The 21,415-nt window shown below is 33.7% G+C and carries 21 protein-coding genes and 1 other annotated feature; of the genes, 1 reads left to right on the top strand and 20 read right to left on the bottom strand.

From position 1 onward, the window contains the following. From yqeH to FOD82_RS05930, 13 genes are all read right to left on the bottom strand, one after another. Window positions 1–1,110: a ribosome biogenesis GTPase YqeH gene (gene yqeH / locus FOD82_RS05870; protein WP_144355549.1), complete on the bottom strand. Its 1,110-nt coding sequence runs from the start codon at window positions 1,108–1,110 to the stop codon at window positions 1–3. Further along, complete coding sequence (locus FOD82_RS05875; protein ID WP_144355550.1) at window positions 1,103–1,627, bottom strand: YqeG family HAD IIIA-type phosphatase; 525 nt, start codon at window positions 1,625–1,627, stop codon at window positions 1,103–1,105. Before FOD82_RS05875 ends, yqeH begins: the two co-directional genes overlap by 8 nt. A gap of 110 nt (window positions 1,628–1,737) precedes the next feature. Then, on the bottom strand, window positions 1,738–2,094 hold the full coding sequence (gene rplT, locus FOD82_RS05880) for a 50S ribosomal protein L20 (RefSeq protein ID WP_144355551.1): 357 nt from the start codon (window positions 2,092–2,094) through the stop codon (window positions 1,738–1,740). A 33-nt stretch (window positions 2,095–2,127) separates the two neighbouring features. Beyond that, window positions 2,128–2,328, bottom strand: a complete 201-nt coding sequence (gene rpmI / locus FOD82_RS05885) for a 50S ribosomal protein L35 (protein ID WP_144355552.1) — start codon at window positions 2,326–2,328, stop codon at window positions 2,128–2,130. Between the two features lie 20 nt (window positions 2,329–2,348). Further along, window positions 2,349–2,870, bottom strand: a complete 522-nt coding sequence (gene infC / locus FOD82_RS05890; RefSeq protein WP_144355553.1) for a translation initiation factor IF-3 — start codon at window positions 2,868–2,870, stop codon at window positions 2,349–2,351. 37 nt (window positions 2,871–2,907) lie between these two features. Beyond that, window positions 2,908–3,023: a sequence feature (ribosomal protein L20 leader region), on the bottom strand. A 47-nt stretch (window positions 3,024–3,070) separates the two neighbouring features. Beyond that, entirely contained in the window at window positions 3,071–5,005 is a 1,935-nt protein-coding gene (thrS, locus tag FOD82_RS05895) for a threonine--tRNA ligase (RefSeq protein WP_144355554.1), read from the bottom strand. A gap of 289 nt (window positions 5,006–5,294) precedes the next feature. Beyond that, a complete protein-coding gene (dnaI, locus tag FOD82_RS05900; protein ID WP_144355555.1) occupies window positions 5,295–6,197 on the bottom strand; it encodes a primosomal protein DnaI in 903 nt (300 codons plus the stop codon). A gap of 9 nt (window positions 6,198–6,206) precedes the next feature. Beyond that, window positions 6,207–7,550, bottom strand: coding sequence for a DnaD domain protein (locus FOD82_RS05905; protein ID WP_144355556.1), 1,344 nt, complete (start codon window positions 7,548–7,550; stop codon window positions 6,207–6,209). Between the two features lie 2 nt (window positions 7,551–7,552). Next, the gene (nrdR, locus tag FOD82_RS05910; protein WP_144355557.1) at window positions 7,553–8,020 is read right to left on the bottom strand and encodes a transcriptional regulator NrdR; all 468 of its coding nucleotides are present in this window, start codon (window positions 8,018–8,020) and stop codon (window positions 7,553–7,555) included. Between the two features lie 2 nt (window positions 8,021–8,022). Then, the gene (gene coaE / locus FOD82_RS05915) at window positions 8,023–8,622 is read right to left on the bottom strand and encodes a dephospho-CoA kinase (RefSeq protein ID WP_144355558.1); all 600 of its coding nucleotides are present in this window, start codon (window positions 8,620–8,622) and stop codon (window positions 8,023–8,025) included. Then, entirely contained in the window at window positions 8,619–9,449 is an 831-nt protein-coding gene (mutM, locus tag FOD82_RS05920) for a DNA-formamidopyrimidine glycosylase (RefSeq protein ID WP_144355559.1), read from the bottom strand. Before mutM ends, coaE begins: the two co-directional genes overlap by 4 nt. A 14-nt stretch (window positions 9,450–9,463) precedes the next feature. After that, window positions 9,464–12,127 (bottom strand): DNA polymerase I, encoded by a 2,664-nt coding sequence (gene polA, locus FOD82_RS05925; RefSeq protein WP_144355560.1) that lies wholly within the window; start codon window positions 12,125–12,127, stop codon window positions 9,464–9,466. Between the two features lie 71 nt (window positions 12,128–12,198). Further along, window positions 12,199–14,706 (bottom strand): excinuclease ABC subunit UvrA, encoded by a 2,508-nt coding sequence (locus FOD82_RS05930; RefSeq protein ID WP_144355561.1) that lies wholly within the window; start codon window positions 14,704–14,706, stop codon window positions 12,199–12,201. A gap of 167 nt (window positions 14,707–14,873) precedes the next feature. Between FOD82_RS05930 and FOD82_RS05935 the strand changes: the two genes are divergently transcribed. Beyond that, on the top strand, window positions 14,874–15,245 hold the full coding sequence (locus FOD82_RS05935; protein ID WP_144355562.1) for a pyridoxamine 5'-phosphate oxidase family protein: 372 nt from the start codon (window positions 14,874–14,876) through the stop codon (window positions 15,243–15,245). 66 nt (window positions 15,246–15,311) lie between these two features. On the opposite strand, the gene FOD82_RS05940 is transcribed toward FOD82_RS05935, so the two are convergent. From FOD82_RS05940 to FOD82_RS05970, 7 genes are all read right to left on the bottom strand, one after another. After that, the gene (locus FOD82_RS05940) at window positions 15,312–16,178 is read right to left on the bottom strand and encodes an aldo/keto reductase (RefSeq protein WP_144355563.1); all 867 of its coding nucleotides are present in this window, start codon (window positions 16,176–16,178) and stop codon (window positions 15,312–15,314) included. A 149-nt stretch (window positions 16,179–16,327) separates the two neighbouring features. Beyond that, complete coding sequence (locus FOD82_RS05945) at window positions 16,328–17,218, bottom strand: alpha/beta hydrolase (protein ID WP_144355564.1); 891 nt, start codon at window positions 17,216–17,218, stop codon at window positions 16,328–16,330. Between the two features lie 106 nt (window positions 17,219–17,324). Next, a complete protein-coding gene (locus tag FOD82_RS05950) occupies window positions 17,325–18,194 on the bottom strand; it encodes a transporter substrate-binding domain-containing protein (RefSeq protein ID WP_144355565.1) in 870 nt (289 codons plus the stop codon). Window positions 18,195–18,206: 12 nt separating this feature from the next. Continuing rightward, window positions 18,207–18,947 carry an amino acid ABC transporter ATP-binding protein gene (locus tag FOD82_RS05955; RefSeq protein WP_144355566.1) on the bottom strand — a complete coding sequence of 247 codons (741 nt, stop codon included), beginning with the start codon at window positions 18,945–18,947 and terminating at the stop codon, window positions 18,207–18,209. A 9-nt stretch (window positions 18,948–18,956) separates the two neighbouring features. Then, entirely contained in the window at window positions 18,957–19,631 is a 675-nt protein-coding gene (locus FOD82_RS05960) for an amino acid ABC transporter permease (protein ID WP_144355567.1), read from the bottom strand. Then, on the bottom strand, window positions 19,612–20,271 hold the full coding sequence (locus FOD82_RS05965; RefSeq protein ID WP_144355568.1) for an amino acid ABC transporter permease: 660 nt from the start codon (window positions 20,269–20,271) through the stop codon (window positions 19,612–19,614). Before FOD82_RS05965 ends, FOD82_RS05960 begins: the two co-directional genes overlap by 20 nt. A gap of 274 nt (window positions 20,272–20,545) precedes the next feature. Beyond that, on the bottom strand, window positions 20,546–21,394 hold the full coding sequence (locus tag FOD82_RS05970; protein ID WP_144355569.1) for an N-acyl homoserine lactonase family protein: 849 nt from the start codon (window positions 21,392–21,394) through the stop codon (window positions 20,546–20,548). Between the last annotated feature and the right edge of the window lie 21 nt (window positions 21,395–21,415).

Here is a 21,415-nt window from a genome sequence, read left to right on the forward strand (position 1 = left end):
CTAAATCAACGCATGGCGAATTCCTAAACCAATTTTATCAGGAGTATAGGTTTTTACCAAATTACCTTTAGGCACTCTTACAAACCCTATTCCGCCAAAAAGCAAATCACTATCGTATTCAGTCTTAAATTCTTGTCCCTTAAGCGGTGCAATGGTTTCTCCATCCATTGGAGGAGTGAGTAATTCTCCTAAGTGCTTTTCATAAAATGCATCTGCATTTTCAGTTTTAGTACGGTGAACATACACCCCGCGTGCGGTATAAACAGTAAAACTAGTTGGCTCACCCTTTAAGAAATCAATTCTACCAAGTCCACCCAAAAATAAGGTATTACCTGGTTTTATTTGATAAGTAGCAGGTTTTAAAGGCTTTTTAGGAGAAATAAATTCGAGATCCTTTGGACTTAAATGAGTAGCTAATTGGTTAGCTGTCATAATTCCGGGGGTATCAATTAAGAAATGCCCATTATCAAGGGGAATCTCAATTTTATCTAAAGTCGTCCCTGGAAAACGTGAAGTTGTAATTAAGTTCTTTACATCTCCCATTTTATCAATAATTGCATTAATTAAAGTTGACTTACCAACATTAGTCATTCCAACAAAATAAATATCCTTATCTTGTGATTCCTTATATAGATATTCAATTAAATCATCAAGATATTTTTGACGAGCAGCACTAATTAAAAAGATATCTTTAGGATGAAGTCCCATGCGATTAGCTTCTTGTCTCATCCAATCCTTAATTTTGCTTTGGCGAGTATTTTTAGGGAATAAATCAAACTTATTACCAACTAAAATGAAATCATTATCTCCTACAAATCGCTTCAATGAAGAAAGAAGAGAATTGGAAAAATCAAATAAATCAACAACATTAACAATCAAGGCTTTCTTAGTTGCTAATGAGTTAAGAAGTGCTAAAAAGTCATCATTATTTAAGTCTACTGGCATAATTTCATTATAATGACGCAAACGGAAACAACGTTGACAATAAACTTCTTCAACTTCTCCTTTTTCTGCTTTTTTTAATGCACTAGCAGGTAAATAACCTGCCTTTTTTGGATCAGTTGACTGTAAAACTGAACCACATCCAATACAAATTATATCTTCAGCCATTATTTAATGTCTCCTTAAAAGTTACACGATGGGATAAATTTAAAAAGAAAAAGATGATTTTTTCAAAAAAACGATTAATGCGAGTATTCCACTTATCCGTTTTAACTAATGGTTGAACTAGAACCGATTCAACACCAGCTAAATTAGCAGCTTGAATATCAGTAATCAATTGATCACCAACCATCATTACTTGATTTTTTTTAAGACCTAATATTTCTCGCTCTTTAGTAATTGCAAATGGTAAAGGTTTACGAGACTTTGCTACAAAAGCAATTCCATATGGATTTAATACTTTACCAACACGAACAGCATTATTATTAGAAATAACTACTAACTTTATATTAGCCTTTGCTAGACGCTGATTCAATTTATTCATCTCTTCAGCTGTTTCAAATTTATTCCAAGCAAGCAAGGTATTATCTAAATCTGAAAAAACTGCCTTGATTCCAAGCTTTTTCAATTCATCAACTTTCAAATGATAAATTGTATCGATGGTATATTTTGGTCGAAATAACATTCAGTAATTTTTCCCTTTCAATTCAAAAGTCCGTAATTATATAATAACAAAAAATTAGTAAAATTAGCATAAAAAAAGACGCGTCACTTGGGCGCGTCAATTTTCTTAGACTAGTTCAAAGCCTTCTTAGCAGTTTCTGCTAATTGTGCAAAAGTTTCTGAGTCGTTGTAAGCAATGTCAGCTAACATCTTACGGTTCATGTCAACACCAGCAACCTTAAGGCCGTGCATTAACTTAGAGTAAGAAATGTCATTTTGACGAGCTGCAGCATTGATACGAGCAATCCATAACTTTCTGAATTCGCTCTTGCGACGACGACGGTCGCGGAATGCGTACTTGTAAGATACAAACAATTGAGTGCTTGCAGCTTTAAATTGCATGTGCTTTGCGCCACGGTAACCCTTGGCAAGCTTCATAACCTTCTTACGACGTTTACGTGTTACTGTTCCACCTTTAACTCTTGGCATTAGAAAATCCTCCTACTATCGTTCGTACTTTAATTAACGCATTTGTGAAACCATTTGTTTAATGCGTTTCATGTCGCTTGCTGAAACCATAGCAGCTTTTCTTAAGTGACGACGTTGCTTCTTAGTCTTACCGTGGAAACGGTGACCAGTAAATGCGTGGTGACGCTTCAAACCACCATTAGCAGTTCTCTTGAAACGCTTAGCTGAAGCGCGGTGTGTTTTCATTTTAGGCATTATAAATTTCCTCCAATTAACTACTTTTTCTTTTTGTCCTTTTCACTCTTAGGAGCAAGCATTAAGAACATTGAGCGACCTTCCATCTTAGGTCTGCTAATTACATTAGCAATGTCGGAAGTTGCTTCTGCCATCTTCTCAAGTACTTGTTGGCCTAATTCCTTATGAGTGATTGCACGACCTCTGAAACGAATAGAAACTCTAACCTTAGCGCCTTCTTTAGTAAGGAACTTTTGTACATGCTTCAATTTAGTTTCAAAGTCGTTACCTTCGATTGTTGGACTTAAGCGAATTTCTTTGACACTAACAGTCTTAGACTTCTTACGGGATTCTTTAAGCTTCTTTTGTTGTTCGAAGCGATACTTACCGTAGTCCATAATACGGGCAACTGGTGGCTTAGCATTTGGTGAAATCAAAACTAAATCAAGATCTGCATCACTTGCCTTTTGAAGTGCATCTTGCTTAGACATAACACCAACTTGCTCGCCATTCTCATCAATTAAACGAACTTCACGTGCGCGAATTCTATCGTTTAAAATCAAATTCCTTGGTATGACTCTTCACCTCCGTGTTAATTTGAGGACAAGAAAAGAGCGGGTCAATAAGTTAACGCCCGCCCTTAATCAACAGAAATTATCGATCAGCCTAGAGGTTAACTTAACTTAGGCGAGAAGCGGGAGCTTCTTCTTGTTCTCAACTAGTACGATTATACTCTTTACTAAAGTAATCGTCAATAATTAATTTAGTTTTCACGTGAGTATGACTTAACATCAGCATCAATTTCGCTAATGAAGTCATCAAGACTCTTAGAAATTTCTTCTTCAGTACCATAACGACGAACATTAACGCCATTTGACTTCATTTCTTCATCACCAAGAACTAAAGTGTAAGGTACTTTTTGGGTTTGAGATTCACGAATTTTGTAACCCATCTTTTCATTTCTATTATCAACTTCTGCTCTAAATCCACGCTTAGCAAGTTCTTGTCTTACCTTTTCAGCATATTCACCATGAGCATCATTGTTAACTGGGATAATTTGTACTTGAACTGGTGCAAGCCAAGTTGGGAATGCACCCTTGTAAATTTCAGTAAGGTAAGCAATGAATCTTTCCATAGTACCAACAATACCACGGTGAATCATAACGGGACGGTGTTCTTCACCATCTTTACCTACATAAGTTAAACCAAAACGTTCTGGAAGCATGAAGTCAAGTTGGATAGTTGACATAGTTTCATCATTACCTAAAGCAGTCTTAGTTTGAATATCAAGCTTAGGACCGTAGAATGCTGCTTCACCTTCTGCTTCAACGTAGTCAAGGCCAAGATCATCCATAGCACCTTTAAGCATCTTTTGACTTCTTTCCCACATTTCGTCATTTGCAAAGTACTTGTCAGTATTCTTTGGATCACGGTATGAAAGTCTGAAGTAGTAATCAGTAATGTCAAAGTCTTTATAAACGTCCATAATTAAACGTAAAACTTTAGCAAATTCTTCTTGGATTTGGTCAAGTTCTACAAAAGTGTGACCATCGTTTAAAGTCATTTCACGAACACGTTGAAGACCTGACAAGGCACCTGATTTTTCATATCTGTGCATCATACCAAGTTCAGCAACACGAAGTGGAAGATCACGATATGAACGAATATGGTGCTTGTAAATTTGAATATGACTTGGACAGTTCATTGGACGAAGTTCAAGCATTTCACCGTCTCCCATGTCCATTGGTGGGAACATATCATCACGGTAGTGTGCCCAGTGACCAGAAGTCTTGTAAGCATCGAGGTTCATAAGAACTGGAGTGTAAACATGCTTATAACCATCAGCTACTTCACGGTCAATAATGTAACGTTCTACTACTCGACGAATAGTAGCACCCTTTGGCATCCAGTAAGGAAGACCTGCACCAACTTTTGGATCTACAAAGAAGAGGTCAAGGTCACGACCAATAGTACGGTGGTCGCGTTCTTTAATTTCTGCACGACGCTTTAAGTCTTCATCTAATGCGGCTGCTTTGAAAAATGCAGTACCAAAAATTCTTTGAAGCATAGGGTTTGAACTCTTACCCATCCAGTAAGCACCAGCTACTGATAAAAGCTTAAAGTGCTTAACTTTACCAGTATTTGGCATTAAAGCATCAAAACCAAAGTCTACAAAATCACCAAGCTTGTATGCATCAACAGTATCTGCATCAATCTTCTTCAAAAGATCACTCTTGTATGGATCATCTTTGAACATTTCTTCAAGTTCGCTTTTAGCCATTTGAACATGTTCAATCTTTTCACCATTTTTAGCCATCTTTTGCATTGCCTTTTCTAACTTAGGCAATTCACTGACTTTAATTTGATCTTTTTTATCAGTGTCAACATAAAAGCCGCCATCATCAGCTACATGTTCACCTAAACGAAGTTCAGGGGAAGCCTTTTTAGCAACTGCTTCAAACATGAAAGCAGTAGTTGCACGCAAAACATCTAAACCTTCTTCATCCTTATCTGTAATGATTGCAACTTCATGATCGCCATCTAAAACAAAGTCAAGGGGTTTAATTTGACCGTCAACGCGACCAGCAACAGCAGCTTTACCTAATGATGTAGCAATTCCATGTGCTAATTCTGCGATAGTTAATTCTTTGTCAAAATCCTTCTTTGAACCATCTGGCAAAGTAATTGAAAAACTCATATTTACCTCCAAAAAAGAAAAATAAAAAAGTCCCGGTGCTAATTAATAGCACTGGGACGCTTAATTACGTGGTTCCACCCAAAATTCAGGCTAGAGTGAGTCTAGCCTCTCTTAATAGATCGATAATGAGATCTAACCAAGTATGAAAATCAGGGATAAACGAGTGGGGTGTCTCTTTAATGAAGAACTTCCAGAACTAGGCTCTTCTCTCTGATTCAAGAAACATCATGTTCGTTTATTTAAATTCTATTATACGCACTCATTTTTTACTTGCAAGACTTTTTTTAAATTATTCTTGAATCCGACGATTTTTTCCATCTACTACTACTTCTCTTGCTAAAAAGCGAACTCTTTGCATAAGTCTAGCTGCTTTAACAGCATCAACTGAACTTTTAGTTTCTTTAAAATGCTCTTCTAAATCATCCATGCTAAGGTTTGATGAGAAAAATGTTGGAAGTACATTATCCATTCTTGCTTGTAAAATTACTCCTAATACATCATCTCGTGACCATTGACTTAAAGTTTCAGCACCAATATCATCTAAGATCAATAAGTCACTTTCTGTCACTCTATCAATCTCTTTTTGTAAACTATTATCTTTAAAATGGCTACCTAATTCAGAGATAAAAGTTGGAACATGCAAAAAAACAACTTGCTTGCTCATCGCTGCCACTGAATTTGCAAGACCTGCTAATAAATAAGTTTTTCCTACGCCAAAATCTCCAGTTAAATATAATCCTCTTTGATGATTATATTTTTTATAATCTACCAAAAACTTTTGAATCAATCCAAAAGCTTCAGATCTATCTGTAGTCAAATCTAATTGACTTAAACGAACATCATGAAGTTTTTTAGGTAAATCAATTAATTCTAGATGCTGTTTAGTGTTTTCTTCACGATCATGAGTGATTTTTTCAGCAGTAGGTTTATAACGTACATCTATAACTTGACCATTTAAAAACAATTCTGGCTGATATCCATTTATTATTTGGTTTTTGCTCTTTTTTTGTGCATAAAACTCATATAAATTAGCCATACTATTAGCAACAATTGCTTTAGTTAATTGATTGCCATTTTTTCTTAAAAAGTTTTGGATATCTTCATCTTGTAATACTTCTTTTTGCAATAAACCCAAGTTACCTAAATTACGTTTCTTAACAAGATTATTGATCATGTCGCCTATCGGCTTCATTTTTATCACCTAATTCATACCATTTTCATCTTCAAAATTTTTAAAAAATTTCTTTAATTCGTCAGGATCAAAGTTTTCATCTGGCTGTTTAGCCTTCTTTTTACTCCAATCTGTCCCTTTTTCAATATGCTTTTTATTAAAACTGCGCTTTTTATTTTGACTGCGATTATTTATACCGCGTTTTTCAATATATTCTAAAGCCTGCGCTGCTGTAGCAACATTATGCTGCAACCAATCATTAGCTAAATTATCAGCCAACTTGTAACTAACATTTGCATTTCCATAATATTCAAGGCAAGTATAGATAATAATATTAATTACATCAGTTGGTAAACCCTTAATATGCAAATTGCTTAAAATTTTATTTTCGGAGGCAGTTGTAAAGCCACCTTTTGCTTCTTTCATTTTATATAAAAATTGTGCTGGCGATAAGTTTGTTGCTACATCTATTATTTTTTGATTTTTATTATTTTTCTGAGGAGCCGCATTTTCTTTATTTTTATTAATTTGTTTAATTACATTCTTGCGAGTATGATCCAAACGATAATTGTCTGCAATCATTTCCTCAATTGCTTTCATGTTAAGTTTATAACTTCCGTGCAACGTTGGAAGTGCTTCTTCCACAAACTCTTGTTCAGTTAATCCATAAGTTTGCATTAAAAATCTAATTGCAGTCTGATTTATCTTAATTTCTTCTACAGAAATTTGATAAGTTTCAAACTGGTCTTCAATAAACTTCCAATCTACTGTATCAGTATCATTAACTTCCGCTTTTGGAATATCTTGAATTTGATTTTCTACAGCTGCTTCTTGTACTTCCTGAGAAGGACTAATAGCTTCACTTTTAGAAAGACGAAAAACGTCAAAAAAGGACGCAGAAACTTCTTGAGCATCCTTAATTTCTTTTTCCCTAGATTTATTTTGTACAGCAAAATAATGGCTTAGACTTTGAAAATTCGTAGGACCAATTTTTTCACGCAACAAACTAGATAATAATGGCGTTGAAAAAAATTCTCTTGACTGCGGGACCTTTAATACTCGAAATAAAATTGTCTGACTTACCATTGTCGACTTTAGGTAAGTTTTAACTAATCCCACAGCTTCCAACTTATGAAGAGCTAAAAATAAATCTCTTAATCCACAATCTATCTGCTGCTGCAAAAAACCAATTGCTTTTGCATTTGAAATAGTATCATAAGAGTCAAAATCTTCAATCAAAGTTTGATATAGTGAAATCGCCGTCGCCCCTATCAAAGGTTGATAGAGCTTTATTAATATTTCAATATCTTCTGGAAAAAGCTTTATTTGATTAAGTACAAGAAAAGGCTGCCTGGGATTAGATGTCTCAAACATTTTTAATTTCCTTTCTCACGCTTTGCCATCATATCTTCCATTGTTTTCATAAAACTTGACATATCTTTAAACTCTCGATAAATAGAAGCAAAACGAATATAAGCAACATCATCAATGTCAGCTAAATCATCCATCACGAATTGACCAATTTTCTTTGATGAAATTTCGCTAACTCCTTGCTTTCTGACCTTGTTTTCAACTCGATCAACTAATTGCTCAAACTGACTGCTTGTAATTGGACGCTTTTGACCCGCAGCCATAACTCCATGAAGAATTTTTTTACGACTAAATGGTTCACGGGTGCCATCGTTTTTAATTACAAGAAGAGGGGCAGTCTCAATTCTTTCAAAAGTAGTAAATCTATAACCACAATTTTCACATTCTCTGCGCCGTCTGATTGCACGATTTTCATCGCTAGGACGCGAATCAATAACGCGAGAGGAATTTTTGTGACAATTTGGACATTCCATAATTAAACCTCACACATCTTTATTAAAACTTTTTCTAATTTATTTTCTAATTCTTTTATTGTACCAGTATTGTCAACTACATAAGTAGCTAGCTTTTCTTTTTGAATAAGAGGCATTTGCGAATTGATTCGGTTCATTGCTTCAGCTTTAGTTAAATTATTGCGTGCCATCAATCTTTTAAGCTGCACATCTAATGGTAAAGTTATTACTAATGTGGCATCACAATAGTTTTGACCATTACTTTCAAAAAGTACCGGTGCATCAACTATTACAAGAGGAGTATTTTTACTTTTCTCTACTTGTATTTTCTCTTGGATTTCTTGATAAATCAAGGGATGAGTAATATCATTTAGCTTTTTTAATTCTTTAGGATCAGAAAAAACTAAATGACCTAATTTTTTACGATTTATAGTTTGATCTGCATTTAAATATTCGCTACCAAATATAGACTTAACTTCTTTATAAGCGGGCTTGCCAATATTTAAAATATCATGAGCAATTTTATCACTGTCAATTATTGGAATATTTTGTTTTTTAAAAAATTCATCAGCAGTACTTTTTCCCGTGGCAATTCCGCCTGTTAATCCTAATACTTTAGTCATTTATACATCACCTGACATCTTGGGCAAAAAGTGGTTCCTCGACCATTTACTTTGATTTTTTCTAATGTTGTACCACATTTAGCACAACTTTCACCACTATGACCATAGACTTTTAAATAGTCTTGAAAGCCGCCTTCATCTCCATTAGCATCCAAATATGTATGTACAGTCGTTCCCCGCAAAGCAATTGCTTGTGCAATTTCATTATTAATATTTTGATACAGACTTTCTATCTGCTTTTTTGGAATTGCGCTTGAACTTGATAAAGGATGAATACCGCTTTGCCATAAAACTTCATCTACATAGATATTTCCTAAACCTGCTACAACGGTCTGATCAAGTAAAGCATTTTTAATGTTCTTTTTCTTAGTATGCAGCCTATTAACTAGGTAGGAAAGAGTAAACTCTGAACTATTAGGCTCTAATCCTAACTTTCCAATCCCAGTAGTTTGTCGTTCAGTTCCAGTTATAATTAACTCCATTCTGCCAAACTTACGCACATCGTTATATCTTAAAGCTGATCCATCCGTAAATTCTAATTCAACATGGTCATGCTTACTCTTAGGAAGCTTGCTATTTACTAAATGATACTTTCCCTCCATTCTAAGGTGAGAAACAATCGTTAAATTATCACTTAATCTAAAAAGTAAATACTTAGCATAGCGATCAATGTTAACAATTTTTTTACCAGGAAGTTCTTTAACAAACTTATCATGATCAGTGTCTACAATATTGGGATACCACAAAGTTACTTTTTTTATGGTTTTCCCTTTAACTAACGACAAAAGACTTCTTCTAACAGTCTCAACTTCTGGCATTTCAGGCATAACAATCTCCTTAATTATTTAGCATCATACCAACTATGACCCCAACCACAATCTGCAACTAATGGCACATCTAGTTGAACTGCTGACTGCATAACTTCTGGAACGACCTTTTTTATAATTTCTAATTCCTCTTTTGGTACATCAAAAATCAATTCATCATGAACTTGTAGGACCATTTTGGTCTTAAGATGCATTTCTTCAAGTTTCTTTTCCATATTAATCATTGCAATTTTGATAATATCTGCAGCTGAGCCTTGAATTGGTGAATTAATTGCTGTTCTTTCTGCAAAACTACGTACATTAAAATTCTTAGAATGAATATCTGGTAAATAACGTCTTCTATGCATGATAGTTTCAGCATAACCTTTTTCACGTGCAAATTTAACCGCTTTATCCATATATTCCTTAACTTGAGGATACTGTTCAAAATAATTTTCAATAAATTCTTTAGCTTGTTTTCTAGAAATATCTAGATTTTTTGATAAACCATAATCAGAAATTCCATAAACAATCCCAAAGTTAACAGCCTTAGCATGACGACGTTGAAGTGGAGTTACTTCATCTGGAGAATTTAAATGAAAGATTCTCATAGCAGTATGGGCATGAATATCATAGCCTGTTTTAAAGGCTTCCTGCATTGCACTATCTCCTGCAACATGTGCTAATACTCGCAATTCAACTTGAGAATAATCGCATGAAAAAATATACCCATCTTCTGTAGTTGGTACAAAGGCTTTTCTAATTTGCTTTCCTTCTTCGGTTCTAGTTGGAATATTTTGTAAGTTAGGATCAACTGAAGAAAGACGACCAGTTGCAGTTAAGGTTTGTAAATAACGCGTATGTACTCGGCCATCTGGTTGAATTACATCTAACAAACCATTTACATAAGTAGATTGAATTTTAGAAAGCTGACGATAATCTAAAATTTCACTAACAATTGGGCTGTCTTTGCGCAATTGATTTAAAACATCTACAGACGTCGAGTAACCTGTTTTAGTTTTCTTAATAACTGGTAAGCCTAATTTTTCAAATAAAATATGTCCTAATTGCTTTGGAGAATTCAAATTAAATTCTTCGCCAGCTTGTTTATAAATTTTTTCTTCAAGGTCTTTTAGACGGACTGCAAATTCATTTTGAAGTTCTAAAAGCGTGCTTGGCATGACCTTCATTCCCGCAATTTCCATTTTAGCTAAAACAAAAGCAACTGGAATTTCAATTTCGTCGTATAAGCTATCTTGTTCATGATCTTTTAGCATTTCTAACAAAATCGGCTTTAATTTCTTAATTACACAAACTTTTGCAGCTAAATGCTTAAAAAATTCATCATCATCAGGAACTGCTTGCTTTTTACCTTTGCCATAAACTTCTAAATCAGTCTTCACAGAGTATTCATCGTATAAATGAGCTACTTCACCCAAGTCATTGGAATTATTTTCATTATTAACTAAATAACTCGCTAAAAGCATATCATAATCAAGACCTGCGGCTTTAATATTCATTCGGTGCAAACCAACATATGTACGCTTAATATCAAAAACATTCTTTTTAATTGTTTTATTTTCTAATATTCCTCTAAGAGGCATTTCTTGAAGAAGCGCTGCATCTTTGGAGACATAATTCTTATCTCCTATTTTAGTGGCAAAACCAACATAAGGAGCTGTATGATAATTTTCACCTAACATCCCTAAATAAAAAGTAATTTCTTTTTCTTGAATATCACTTAATTCAGAAATATTATCTTGCGTGAGTTCTATATACTTATAGTTTTCTTCACCTGTATTTTCATCCTGAGCAGCTCCACTTTGATCAAGCTGACTTAAAAACTTTCTAAAACCAAGGCGTTCATATAAAGTACGAAGTTTTTCATAATTAGTTTCTTTTAGTTTTGTGTCATCAAGTGTTACTTCTATTGGTGAATCACAATCTATTGTAGCAAGCTTCTTAGCCAAAACAGCTTTATCCTTATCTGCAATCAAGTTTTCCTTCATTTTTGATTTTTTCATTTCATCAATATTAGCATAAAGATTTTCAATTGAGCCATATTTTTGGATGAGCTTAGACGCAGTTTTAGGGCCAATTTTAGTAACACCAGGATAATTATCGGAAGAATCGCCCATCAAGGCTTTCATATCAATAAACTCAGTTGGAGTTACCCCATTTACTTCTTTCATATGTTCAGGAGTATAATCCTCAGTATCACCAACCCCATTTTTAGTAATCATTACTGTAATATTATCGGAAGTAAGCTGAGTTAAATCTCGATCTCCAGTTACAATTACAACCTCATAACCTGCTTTTTCACCCATTTTAGCTAAGGTACCAATAATATCATCTGCTTCATAATTCTTAAGTTCGTAACTTTTAATTCCTAAATCGCTTAACATTTCACGAATTACGGGTAATTGCTCGGAAAGCTCGCTAGGTGTTTTAGCACGACCACCCTTGTAATCTTCATACATTTTAGTTCTAAAAGTCACTTTTCCAGCATCAAAAGCTACTAAAATATTAGTTGGATTCACTTTTTTTATTATTGCATCGAGCATATTTTTAAAAGTATAAATTGCATTAGTATGCAATCCATCAGGACTAGTAAATTTATCAAGCTGACGATATAAAGCATAGAAGGCACGAAAGGCCACTGAGTTACCGTCAATTAAAAGTAATTTCTTTTGTGCCATAATTTTCTCCTTAAAATAAAAAACTGTCAAAATGTTCATTATTCATTTTAACAGTTTTTAGTTATTTTCGTTTAACCATTAAACTTACTTAGGTAATTTTTTAGATACTTTAAAGTTAAAGTATTATCATTTTTCACTACATCATTTAATTGACCTTCTGCAACTACTTGTCCACCATGATTTCCTCCTTTAGGTCCCATATCTAAAATATAATCACAATTAGCAATTAAGTTAAGATCATGAGTAATAGTAACAATCGTTGCGCCTTTATCTAGAAGTTTTTGTAAAACAGTTACTAAAACTTTAACATCTAGGGGATGCAATCCAATTGTTGGCTCATCAAAAACAAATAAAGTGTTTTTTTGACTATGGGATAAATGGGTAACCAGTTTTAATCGCTGGGCTTCTCCTCCAGAAAGCTGCGGCGTGCTCTCACCTAAATGAAGATAATCTAATCCTACTTCTTGTAATAATTCTAGTTCTCGCTTTATCTTTGGAACTTCTGCAAAAACCGGTAAAGCTTTTCTGACATCTAAATTTAAAATATCGACAATATTTAATCCATGCCATTTAATTTGTTTGATGTCAGCATTATAGCGATCTCCATGACAAGTGGGACATACTTGCTCCATATCTGGTAAATATTGAATATCTAAGGTTACACTTCCAACCCCGCCACAAGTAGGACAGGCACCTTGTTTATTATTATAAGAAAAGTAACTAGCTGTATAGTGATGTGCTTTAGCTTCTGCAGTACTTGCAAAAAGCTTTCGCAAATTATCCATAATAGAAGTATAAGTTGCGACAGTTGAGCGAGTATTTTTACCAACCGGCGTTGCATCAACACTAACTACGTTTTTAATATTGCAGTCAAAACTAGTAACTTGCTGAGGTAGTATTTGTTTATTTTCTTGCGCTTGAATTGCAGGAACCAAACTATCCAAAATCAAGCTAGTTTTTCCTGCACCAGAAAAACCGGTCACCGCTGTTAATTTCTTTGTTGGAATTTTTGCTCTAACATCTTTTAAATTGAAGTAGTTTTTAACCTCAATTTGAATATTATCTTCTGCTTTAGTATTTAAACTTCTAGCTAAAATTTTAGTCCTTCCATTTAAGTATGGAGCAATCAAAGAGTTTTTACTTTTCTTAATATCAGAGATAGTTCCCTGATCAATAACTTCTCCACCTTGTTCACCAGAATTTGGTCCAATTTCGATTATGTAATCAGCCGCTGCAATAATATCAACATTATGGTCAACCACTACCAAGGAATTGCCTTGAGCAACAATTTTACGTAAAATTTTAATAAGACCATTTACATTAGCAGGATGAAGTCCAATTGAGGGTTCATCTAATACATAAAGTACCCCTGTAGTTTCTGTTCTAAGAGTACGTGCTAATTGAATTCTTTGCAATTCACCAGTTGATAAAGTATTACCATTACGCGATAAAGTTAAATAATCTAGTCCCAAATCTAATAAAGGCTGCAAATTTCCATCAAATTCTGTAAATAATCTACGAGCCATCTTATCCATTTCCTGAGGCAAACTTTTTTCTACTGTTGTCTGCCAATCTTTTAACTTTTCAAGTGAAAGCTCTGTAACTTGAGCAATGTTTAAGGCGCCTGCAAGTTGCTTTAGCAAGATCGGTTTTAGCCGGCTTCCATGGCACACTGGACAAGTATCATAAGTAAAAAATTCACTGATTCTTTTTTGGGCACGCTCACTTTTACTAGTTTTTGCAGAACGTAAAACTGCTTGATGAGCATTTTCATACAAAGCTTCAAAATTATGAAAAACTCGGCCAGTTCCTGAAAGAAAATCCATCTTATATTTTTTCTCAGGACCATTTAATACAAAATCTTTTTCTTTTTGAGTCAAATCTTTAAAAGGAATATTAATTCTCACTCCCGCATGTTCAGCAACATTTGGCATGAAATTACGTCCTGGAAGTCGCCAAGAAGCAACGGCACCTTCAGCAATACTTAAATTCTCATCAGCAATTAGTTTATTATCGTCAAGTTGGCGAACTTTTCCCGTTCCTCCACAATTAGTGCAAGCTCCAGTTGAATTAAAGGCAAATTCTTCGGCACTTGGTACAAAAAACTCAACTCCACAAGTAGGGCAACTTATTTTTCCCATTGCTTCTCCAGATTTGCTCATAGCTTCTGCAATTTCTAAACTAGGTGCAACTTGATGTCCATTAGGACAAACGGGAGAACCTAAACGTGAAAAAATTAATCTTAAAACATTAAAAACTTCACTCATTGTTCCCACTGTTGCTCTTTCTGAAGGAACGCTGGGACGCTGTCTTAAAGCAATAGCAGAAGGGATATGTTTAATAGAAGTTACATCAGCTTGTCTTCCTTGCTTAATTTTTCTTCGATAAAAAGTAGACAAAGAATCTAAATATCTTCTTGACCCTTCTTCATATAAAATTCCCATCGCTAAAGAACTTTTTCCCGAACCTGATACTCCAGAGATAGCTACAAATTTATGAAGTGGTATATTAACATCGATATTTTTTAAATTATGTACGCGTCCGCCTCGCACTTCAATTTGAGTTGGTAATTTTTTCATTGATTTTTATCCCTATCTTTCTTATTCTTTATAATGAAAAGTAACTATATTGCAAGGCTACAGTTAATAATAGTTTTTGTCAAAATTTAGTGCATATTAATTTTATTAGTAGCTACTATGACGTATAATAGGTATAGCTTAATGAAACAGAAAGGACTTATGATTTCATGAAAAAACTAGACTCAAATAAATTAACTCAAGAACAAATTGAATTCTTTGATAATCCAGATCACTTAGCTTATATGGCAACTGTTGATGAAGATGGGGTTCCATCAGTTGGTCCTAAGGCATCAATGAAGGTTCTTAACGACGGTCAACTTCAATATCTTGAAAAGACCAAGTCACATGCTTTTGAAAACTTAGAAAATGGCTCAAAGGCTGCTATTGTGGTTGCTGATATTCCAAGCCACAAGGCAATGAAGATTATTGCAACTCCAGAAATTCATGAAAATGATGACTATGCTAAGAGTGTTGTTGAAGGTACAGACACCCCTAACGCATATGTAGTTGTTTTGAACATTGATGAAATTCAAGAATAATTGAATTTTATAAAAAAGGCATTTCCTAAACTCAGGAAATGCCTTTTTATTTTCTATAAATTTAAATTACATCTTACCGCCAAAGACTGGAAATACTTCTGCATCCCCATAGTCTAAGGCTTTAACATTCTTCAAAATTTCCATATCTTCATCAGAAATTTCAAAATCAATCTCACTATTACTCTTCATATGAATTGGATTGGCGGATTTTGGCAATACTACAGTACCAAGTTGCCAATCATAGCGAATACATAATTGTGGAACAGATACATTGTATTTTTTAGCTATTTCAATAATATCTTCATCATTTATAGCTGCACCATGAGCAATTGGAGAAAAGCTTTCTACAACGATACCCTTTTCTTTAGAATAATTAATTAAATCCATCGGCGTAGCTGCAATATGGCATAAAATTTGATTAACTGCTGGAGTAGTAGAACTATTTTCAATAATGTTATCTAAGTCTTCTTTATTAAAACTTGAAACCCCAATTGTACGTAATTTTCCTTCCTTAACAGCATCTTCTAAGGCACGCCAAGTTTCAAGATTACCTTCAAAATGACGATCTTTTGATTGATTTACTTCTTTCCAGGGCTGTGGATTATGGATAATCATCATATCAAGATAGTCAAGTTCCATCTTATTTAAGGTTTCATCAATAGATTTCTTAGCTTCTTTGTAATCCTTAATTTCAGCTGCAACTTTAGAATTAATGAATAATTTATCTCGACTAATTCCAGATTTTCGAACCCCTTCACCAACTCCACGTTCATTGCCATATGCTTGAGCTGTGTCAATATGACGATAGCCAATTTTTATAGCTTCTTCTACTGCTTTTGGAGTTTGATTATCAGGAATTTCCCAAACTCCAAGTGCCATACGAGGAATTTTTACGCCGCTATTTAAAGTATAAGTTTCATCAAAAATTGTCATATTATCTTCCTTTCAAGACTATTTATAATAATTTTATTGTAAAGCTATATCTCTGTTAAATATTTATAATTAATATATAGCAATAACTTATTCTTATAGCAATTAACTAAAAAAGCATTCTCAATAAGAGAATGCTTTTAACTATTCGATTATTTATTCCATAAAAATTCAATCAAAGCTTTATCAACTTGGCTGTTTCTATGCAAGCGACTATGTTGTGCGTTTTTACCAGTAAATTCAATTTCTCGATAGCTTTTAGCTCGACCATTAATTAAGTATTTGTAACTTTGAGCAGAACTGACAGCAACTGAACCATCTGACTTTGATCCGTCTTCTAAATCGCCATACATATTAAGCACTTGAATTTGCTTAGGATAATGCTGACGAAGAGTCAATAACTGCTTAAAACTCGAAGAAAATTTTTCTGGTTCTCCAGTTTTTTTATTCTTAATAGGACTTGTAGAAGCCTCTTCTTCACCAAGCCAGCCATTATAATGCCCTGCAATTGAGACTACTTTATTAATCGTGGGCAATGTTTTAATTTGGTAATTATCATTAATATAATTTGCCACCATTAAATTACCATATGAATGTCCAACAAGGTTAACTTCTTTAAAACTATACTTATTTTGCAAAGCTTCCAGCACATTTCTTACATCTTGTGCATCCCCATAACCTTGTTCCAAATTTACTTCAACAATTGGATTTTTTGCATCTTTAGAAAAACTTCCAATCAACTTGACCTGGCCACTAGAAGCCACATCAGCCCTAATTACATTTTTAGAATTTGTCACTCCAGCTTGAACTGCTGCGTTTACCATATGTTCTTCTGCATGATAACTAGAGCCATATCCATGAATAAAAATCGTTGGTAAACCTATTTTTATTTTTTTAATAGTTTTTTGCTTATTTTTTTGAGTTACTTTTGCCTGTGAGATTACAGTATTTTTAGAAGTTTTGTTTAAAACTAAGCCTAAACAAGCTGCAAGCCCTACAATAATAATCGCTAATGCACTAATTATGCCTGCTTTTTTATTCATAATAATCCCTTCCTTACTTTTATTCAGGGAAAATTATAAGCGAAATCTATTAAGAAGTGAAATACTTAGACTTAATTTGGAAAATAGCTAGCTCACAAATTAACCTTTATTTATTATTTCCTTGTGGAAGTACAATGTCACTTGGTTTAATTTCTTTGCCAAAATATGGTTTCAATTCTTGATTGTAATCATATATGAAGAATCCTTCTGCATTCAGCTTAGTAATTTCTTTATCCATCCAGTTTTTAAGTGACTTATTTCCTCTTTTGACTGCTGGAGAAATATATTGGTTAGGACCTATATTTTTAATACCTACAGTAAACTTAGGATTATTCTTTACCCATGCATAAAGATATGAGTTGTCATCTGCCAAAGCTTGCCCACGTCCATTTTTAAAAGCATTAAATTGTTGCGTCTTTGAGTCAAATTTTAACATTTTTACTCCATTTTGTTTAGTAAAGTAATTTTCTGCCGTCGTTCCCTTAGTCACAATTACGGTTTTATTCTTTAATTGAGCAGCTTTTGTAATTGGTGCATTCTTAGGAGAAATTACTCCAACAGATACTTTCATATAAGGCTTAGCCCAATCAACAACATCTTTTCTCTCTGGAGTAACGGTAAAATTAGCCAATACCAAATCTGCTTTATTAGAATTTAGAGTATCTACTCGATTATTAGCATTTACTTGAACAAAACGCAGTTTAACTCCCATATCTTTTGCAACTTTTCTAGCTAACCGAACATCGTAACCAACTCGCTTGCCCTGAGAATTAACCCATCCATATGGTGGTAAATCTCCAAATACTGCGACTTTAATATACCCTCGACGCCTAATAGCTGAAAGACTTTCACTGCTCCAACCACCAGATGCAGAAGCATTTAAGTTAGGCTGACTTATACCATAATATGCGGCAATTCCTACAAAAAATACTGCTAAAATGCTAATAAGCCAATTAAATATCTTTTTTATTTTCATTCTAGTTTCCTCTTAGAAATCCATACTCTTTAAAAATTCTTGCGCACGCTTTGTCTGAGGATGTACAAAAAACTCTTTTCCTGGAGTAGCTTCAAGAATTTTACCATTTTCTAAAAATAGAACTTCGTCTGCAATCTTAGCTGCAAAATTCATCTCATGAGTAACAATTACCATTGTCATATGTTCATTGTCAGATAGATCTTGAATAATTTCTAGAATTCCACGAACCATTTCAGGATCAAGCGAAGCCGTAACTTCATCAAAAAGCATTACTTCAGGATGCATTGCTAAAGCTCTGACAATAGCTATTCTTTGTTTTTGACCACCTGATAATTCTCTGGGATAAGAATTAATATGATTTGATAAACCAACTTGTTCTAATAGTTTTATGGCTTCATTTCGAACTTCAGCCTCTGATCTTTTTTGAACTTTAACAGGTGCCAATAAAATATTTTCCATTACTGTTAAATTAGGAAATAAATCATAACTTTGAAATACCATTCCAATTTTCTGACGTAAATTTTGCCACTGTTTAGGAGTAGGAATAATTTTTTTATCATGAAAATAGATACTTCCACTCTTATAGCCCTCTAATCCGTTTAATGTTCTTAAAAGTGTACTTTTACCTGACCCAGAAGGTCCTAAAAGAGCTAAAACTTTACCTTTTTCAAGAGAAAAACTAATATCATGAAGAGCCTGCCAATCACCATAAAACTTATTTAAATGTTCAACTTTTAAAACTTCTTCTGTCATTTTTATCACCTAACTATTCTTCTTAACTAATCTTTTTGACCAAACAGACAATGGATAATCCAAAATAAAGTACAAAATAAAAATAAAACCATATACCCAGAAAACACCAATTGGATACTTTTGATTGTTTGCTTCAATGATTTGCTGACCTACATTAATAACTTCCATAACACTAATTAGCATTAATAATGAAGTTGTTTTAATAACTCTAGTAGCTAAGTTAATTGCTGCTGGAATTTCTAATTTTACTGATTGTGGAATTAAAACATATTTAAACAATTGCCACCTATTAAAACCCAATGCAAGTCCACTATTTATTTGACTTTTTGGAACTGATTCGATTGCTCCACGAACAATATCACTAAACTCAGCTGCAACCCATAAACTAAATGCTAAAGTTGCCATCCAAGTTCCAGCCCAATTAATATGCAAAGTTCTTGGCAAAATATAATAAACTAGATACAAAAGCACTACAGTGGGCACAATTCTAAAAAATTCAAGATATAAGCGCAAAATGAAGCGGATAAATTTATTTGGTAACGTCCTTAAAACTCCAAACAAAGTTCCTATAATTAACCCAATCACCAAAGATAAAACAGCAATCCAAATTGATGTCCATAGTCCTGCCATCAACCTTGCAAAATTATTTCCCTCAAATAATACATTAATTCCCGAATTGAGCATTGCGAACCTTCCTTTCAAGCAAATTTAAAAACAAAATAACTGGTATCAAAATAATTGCATATGCAACCACCAGCATCAAAAGATATTCATTAGAATGGTAATACATGCCAATTAAATCAAGAGCAGTATTAGTTAATTCCGGAATAGCAATTACAGAAAAAATTGAAGTTTCCTTAATCAAAAAAATCACATTTGCACTTAAGGCTGGTACACTCAAGCTTAATCCTTGCGGAAACACAACATAACGAGCTAGTTGAAAATTATTCATTCCTAAAGCTAATCCATTATCAATCTGACTTTTACTTACTCCATTAAATCCACCCATAAAACCTTCAGCCATGTATGCCGCACCTAAAAAAATCAATCCAATGATTCCACTAGCTTCTGCGGAAAGTTTTATACCGAATGCTGGAAAAGCATAATATAAGAAAAATAACTGAATTAATAAAGGTGTGTTTCTTGCAAGCTCAACATATCCTTTAAAAAATTGGCTTAAAACTGGTATCTTAAAATACTCAATCAGGCTTACTATAGCACCGACGATAATTGATCCAACAATTCCAATTAAAGATAGCCATAAAGTCAATTCAAACCCTTTAGCAAAAAATGGAAGTGCTTGGTTTACAATTTCCCAATTCATTACAAACTCCTTCTATGGCAAAACAAAAAGGATCTACGAATCTCGTTCGTAAATCCTTAGTAATTATCCAATAAAATAAAAAGATTAATTAGTTAAAAGCGAACGCAATTCAGAGTATGTGAAATAAGCTTGCATACAAATGCAACAAACTTGGTTCACATTTTGAACTGCTGAATTAAACATTCTATTTTTCCTTTCTAACTAATTACTTTATGTAAGTTACTTATCTTCAGTAACTATAATAGATGTATACTTATTTTTTGTCAATTAAATTTTAAAATTTGATTATATGTGGCTTAACTTCTTCACCATGACAAGCAAGAGATTCAACGCAATTTTTATCTAAGCTCATCTTTCTAATCCAAGCTAAAGACTCCTTTTGTGACTTTTTATCAGTTGAAATCCCTGAAGTAATCATTTCTTTCCAAGATTTTTCACCATAGCCACCATCACCATAATAAAGGAAAAATTTACCTGTATCCATATTTGTAATTTTCGTAGCAGTCAACCCATCAGTATGACCTGGAATATTAACTAATTCCACAGATTTATCTCCAAACAAGTCATATGAGCGATTAAAGGGACCTAATGCATCGTTCCAATCATACAAATCTAAATCAATACCATCCCACCATTTCTTCTTAAAACGGAAAGTCGAGTGCTTTTTAGCATATTCATATTCTGTTTTAGATACCATAATATGTTTGGCATCTTTAAACTGACGTAATCCATTTGCATGATCACAATCAAGATGAGAGATAATTACATAATCAATATCACTCGGCTTTATTCTCATTTGGATGAGTTGTTCACTAGCTGTCATTCCTTTAGCCACTATGCCTTTATTTACGCGATATAAAATATAAGAACCTAAAGAATTAATTTGTGCTTTTTTATCGTATACACCATTTGGACTCATTGAACGGTCCCATCCAGTGTCAAGTAATAAAAGTCCTTTAGGAGTTTCTACCAAAAATACAGACACTGGTAGCCAAATTTCTTCTTTAGCACTATCTAAAAGTCCGGCTGCTTTCCAAAGTGAGCAATTATCTCCACCAAAAGCTAATTCTGGTGCAATTCTAACTTTTCCTGTGTGTAAGACATGAACTTTATATTGAGACATTTTTAATACCTACTTTTCTAA

Origin of the sequence: Lactobacillus sp. LL6 (assembly GCF_007570935.1) — a bacterium.
Classification (GTDB): Bacteria; Bacillota; Bacilli; order Lactobacillales; family Lactobacillaceae; genus Lactobacillus.

Excerpts from the sequence above, each read along its gene's own strand:
- dnaI (WP_144355555.1), bottom strand. The coding sequence starts at position 6,197 with ATGAAGCCGATAGGCGACATGATCAATAATCTTGTTAAGAAACGTAAT.
- FOD82_RS05955 (WP_144355566.1), bottom strand. The coding sequence starts at position 18,947 with ATGACAGAAGAAGTTTTAAAAGTTGAACATTTAAATAAGTTTTATGGT.
- yqeH (WP_144355549.1), bottom strand. The coding sequence starts at position 1,110 with ATGGCTGAAGATATAATTTGTATTGGATGTGGTTCAGTTTTACAGTCA.
- FOD82_RS05940 (WP_144355563.1), bottom strand. The coding sequence starts at position 16,178 with ATGACAATTTTTGATGAAACTTATACTTTAAATAGCGGCGTAAAAATT.
- rplT (WP_144355551.1), bottom strand. The coding sequence starts at position 2,094 with ATGCCAAGAGTTAAAGGTGGAACAGTAACACGTAAACGTCGTAAGAAG.
- FOD82_RS05950 (WP_144355565.1), bottom strand. The coding sequence starts at position 18,194 with ATGAAAATAAAAAAGATATTTAATTGGCTTATTAGCATTTTAGCAGTA.
- FOD82_RS05930 (WP_144355561.1), bottom strand. The coding sequence starts at position 14,706 with ATGAAAAAATTACCAACTCAAATTGAAGTGCGAGGCGGACGCGTACAT.
- coaE (WP_144355558.1), bottom strand. The coding sequence starts at position 8,622 with ATGACTAAAGTATTAGGATTAACAGGCGGAATTGCCACGGGAAAAAGT.
- FOD82_RS05935 (WP_144355562.1), top strand. The coding sequence starts at position 14,874 with ATGAAAAAACTAGACTCAAATAAATTAACTCAAGAACAAATTGAATTC.
- thrS (WP_144355554.1), bottom strand. The coding sequence starts at position 5,005 with ATGAGTTTTTCAATTACTTTGCCAGATGGTTCAAAGAAGGATTTTGAC.
- FOD82_RS05970 (WP_144355569.1), bottom strand. The coding sequence starts at position 21,394 with ATGTCTCAATATAAAGTTCATGTCTTACACACAGGAAAAGTTAGAATT.
- nrdR (WP_144355557.1), bottom strand. The coding sequence starts at position 8,020 with ATGGAATGTCCAAATTGTCACAAAAATTCCTCTCGCGTTATTGATTCG.
- mutM (WP_144355559.1), bottom strand. The coding sequence starts at position 9,449 with ATGCCTGAAATGCCAGAAGTTGAGACTGTTAGAAGAAGTCTTTTGTCG.
- FOD82_RS05905 (WP_144355556.1), bottom strand. The coding sequence starts at position 7,550 with ATGTTTGAGACATCTAATCCCAGGCAGCCTTTTCTTGTACTTAATCAA.
- rpmI (WP_144355552.1), bottom strand. The coding sequence starts at position 2,328 with ATGCCTAAAATGAAAACACACCGCGCTTCAGCTAAGCGTTTCAAGAGA.
- FOD82_RS05875 (WP_144355550.1), bottom strand. The coding sequence starts at position 1,627 with ATGTTATTTCGACCAAAATATACCATCGATACAATTTATCATTTGAAA.
- polA (WP_144355560.1), bottom strand. The coding sequence starts at position 12,127 with ATGGCACAAAAGAAATTACTTTTAATTGACGGTAACTCAGTGGCCTTT.
- FOD82_RS05965 (WP_144355568.1), bottom strand. The coding sequence starts at position 20,271 with ATGAATTGGGAAATTGTAAACCAAGCACTTCCATTTTTTGCTAAAGGG.
- FOD82_RS05945 (WP_144355564.1), bottom strand. The coding sequence starts at position 17,218 with ATGAATAAAAAAGCAGGCATAATTAGTGCATTAGCGATTATTATTGTA.
- FOD82_RS05960 (WP_144355567.1), bottom strand. The coding sequence starts at position 19,631 with ATGCTCAATTCGGGAATTAATGTATTATTTGAGGGAAATAATTTTGCA.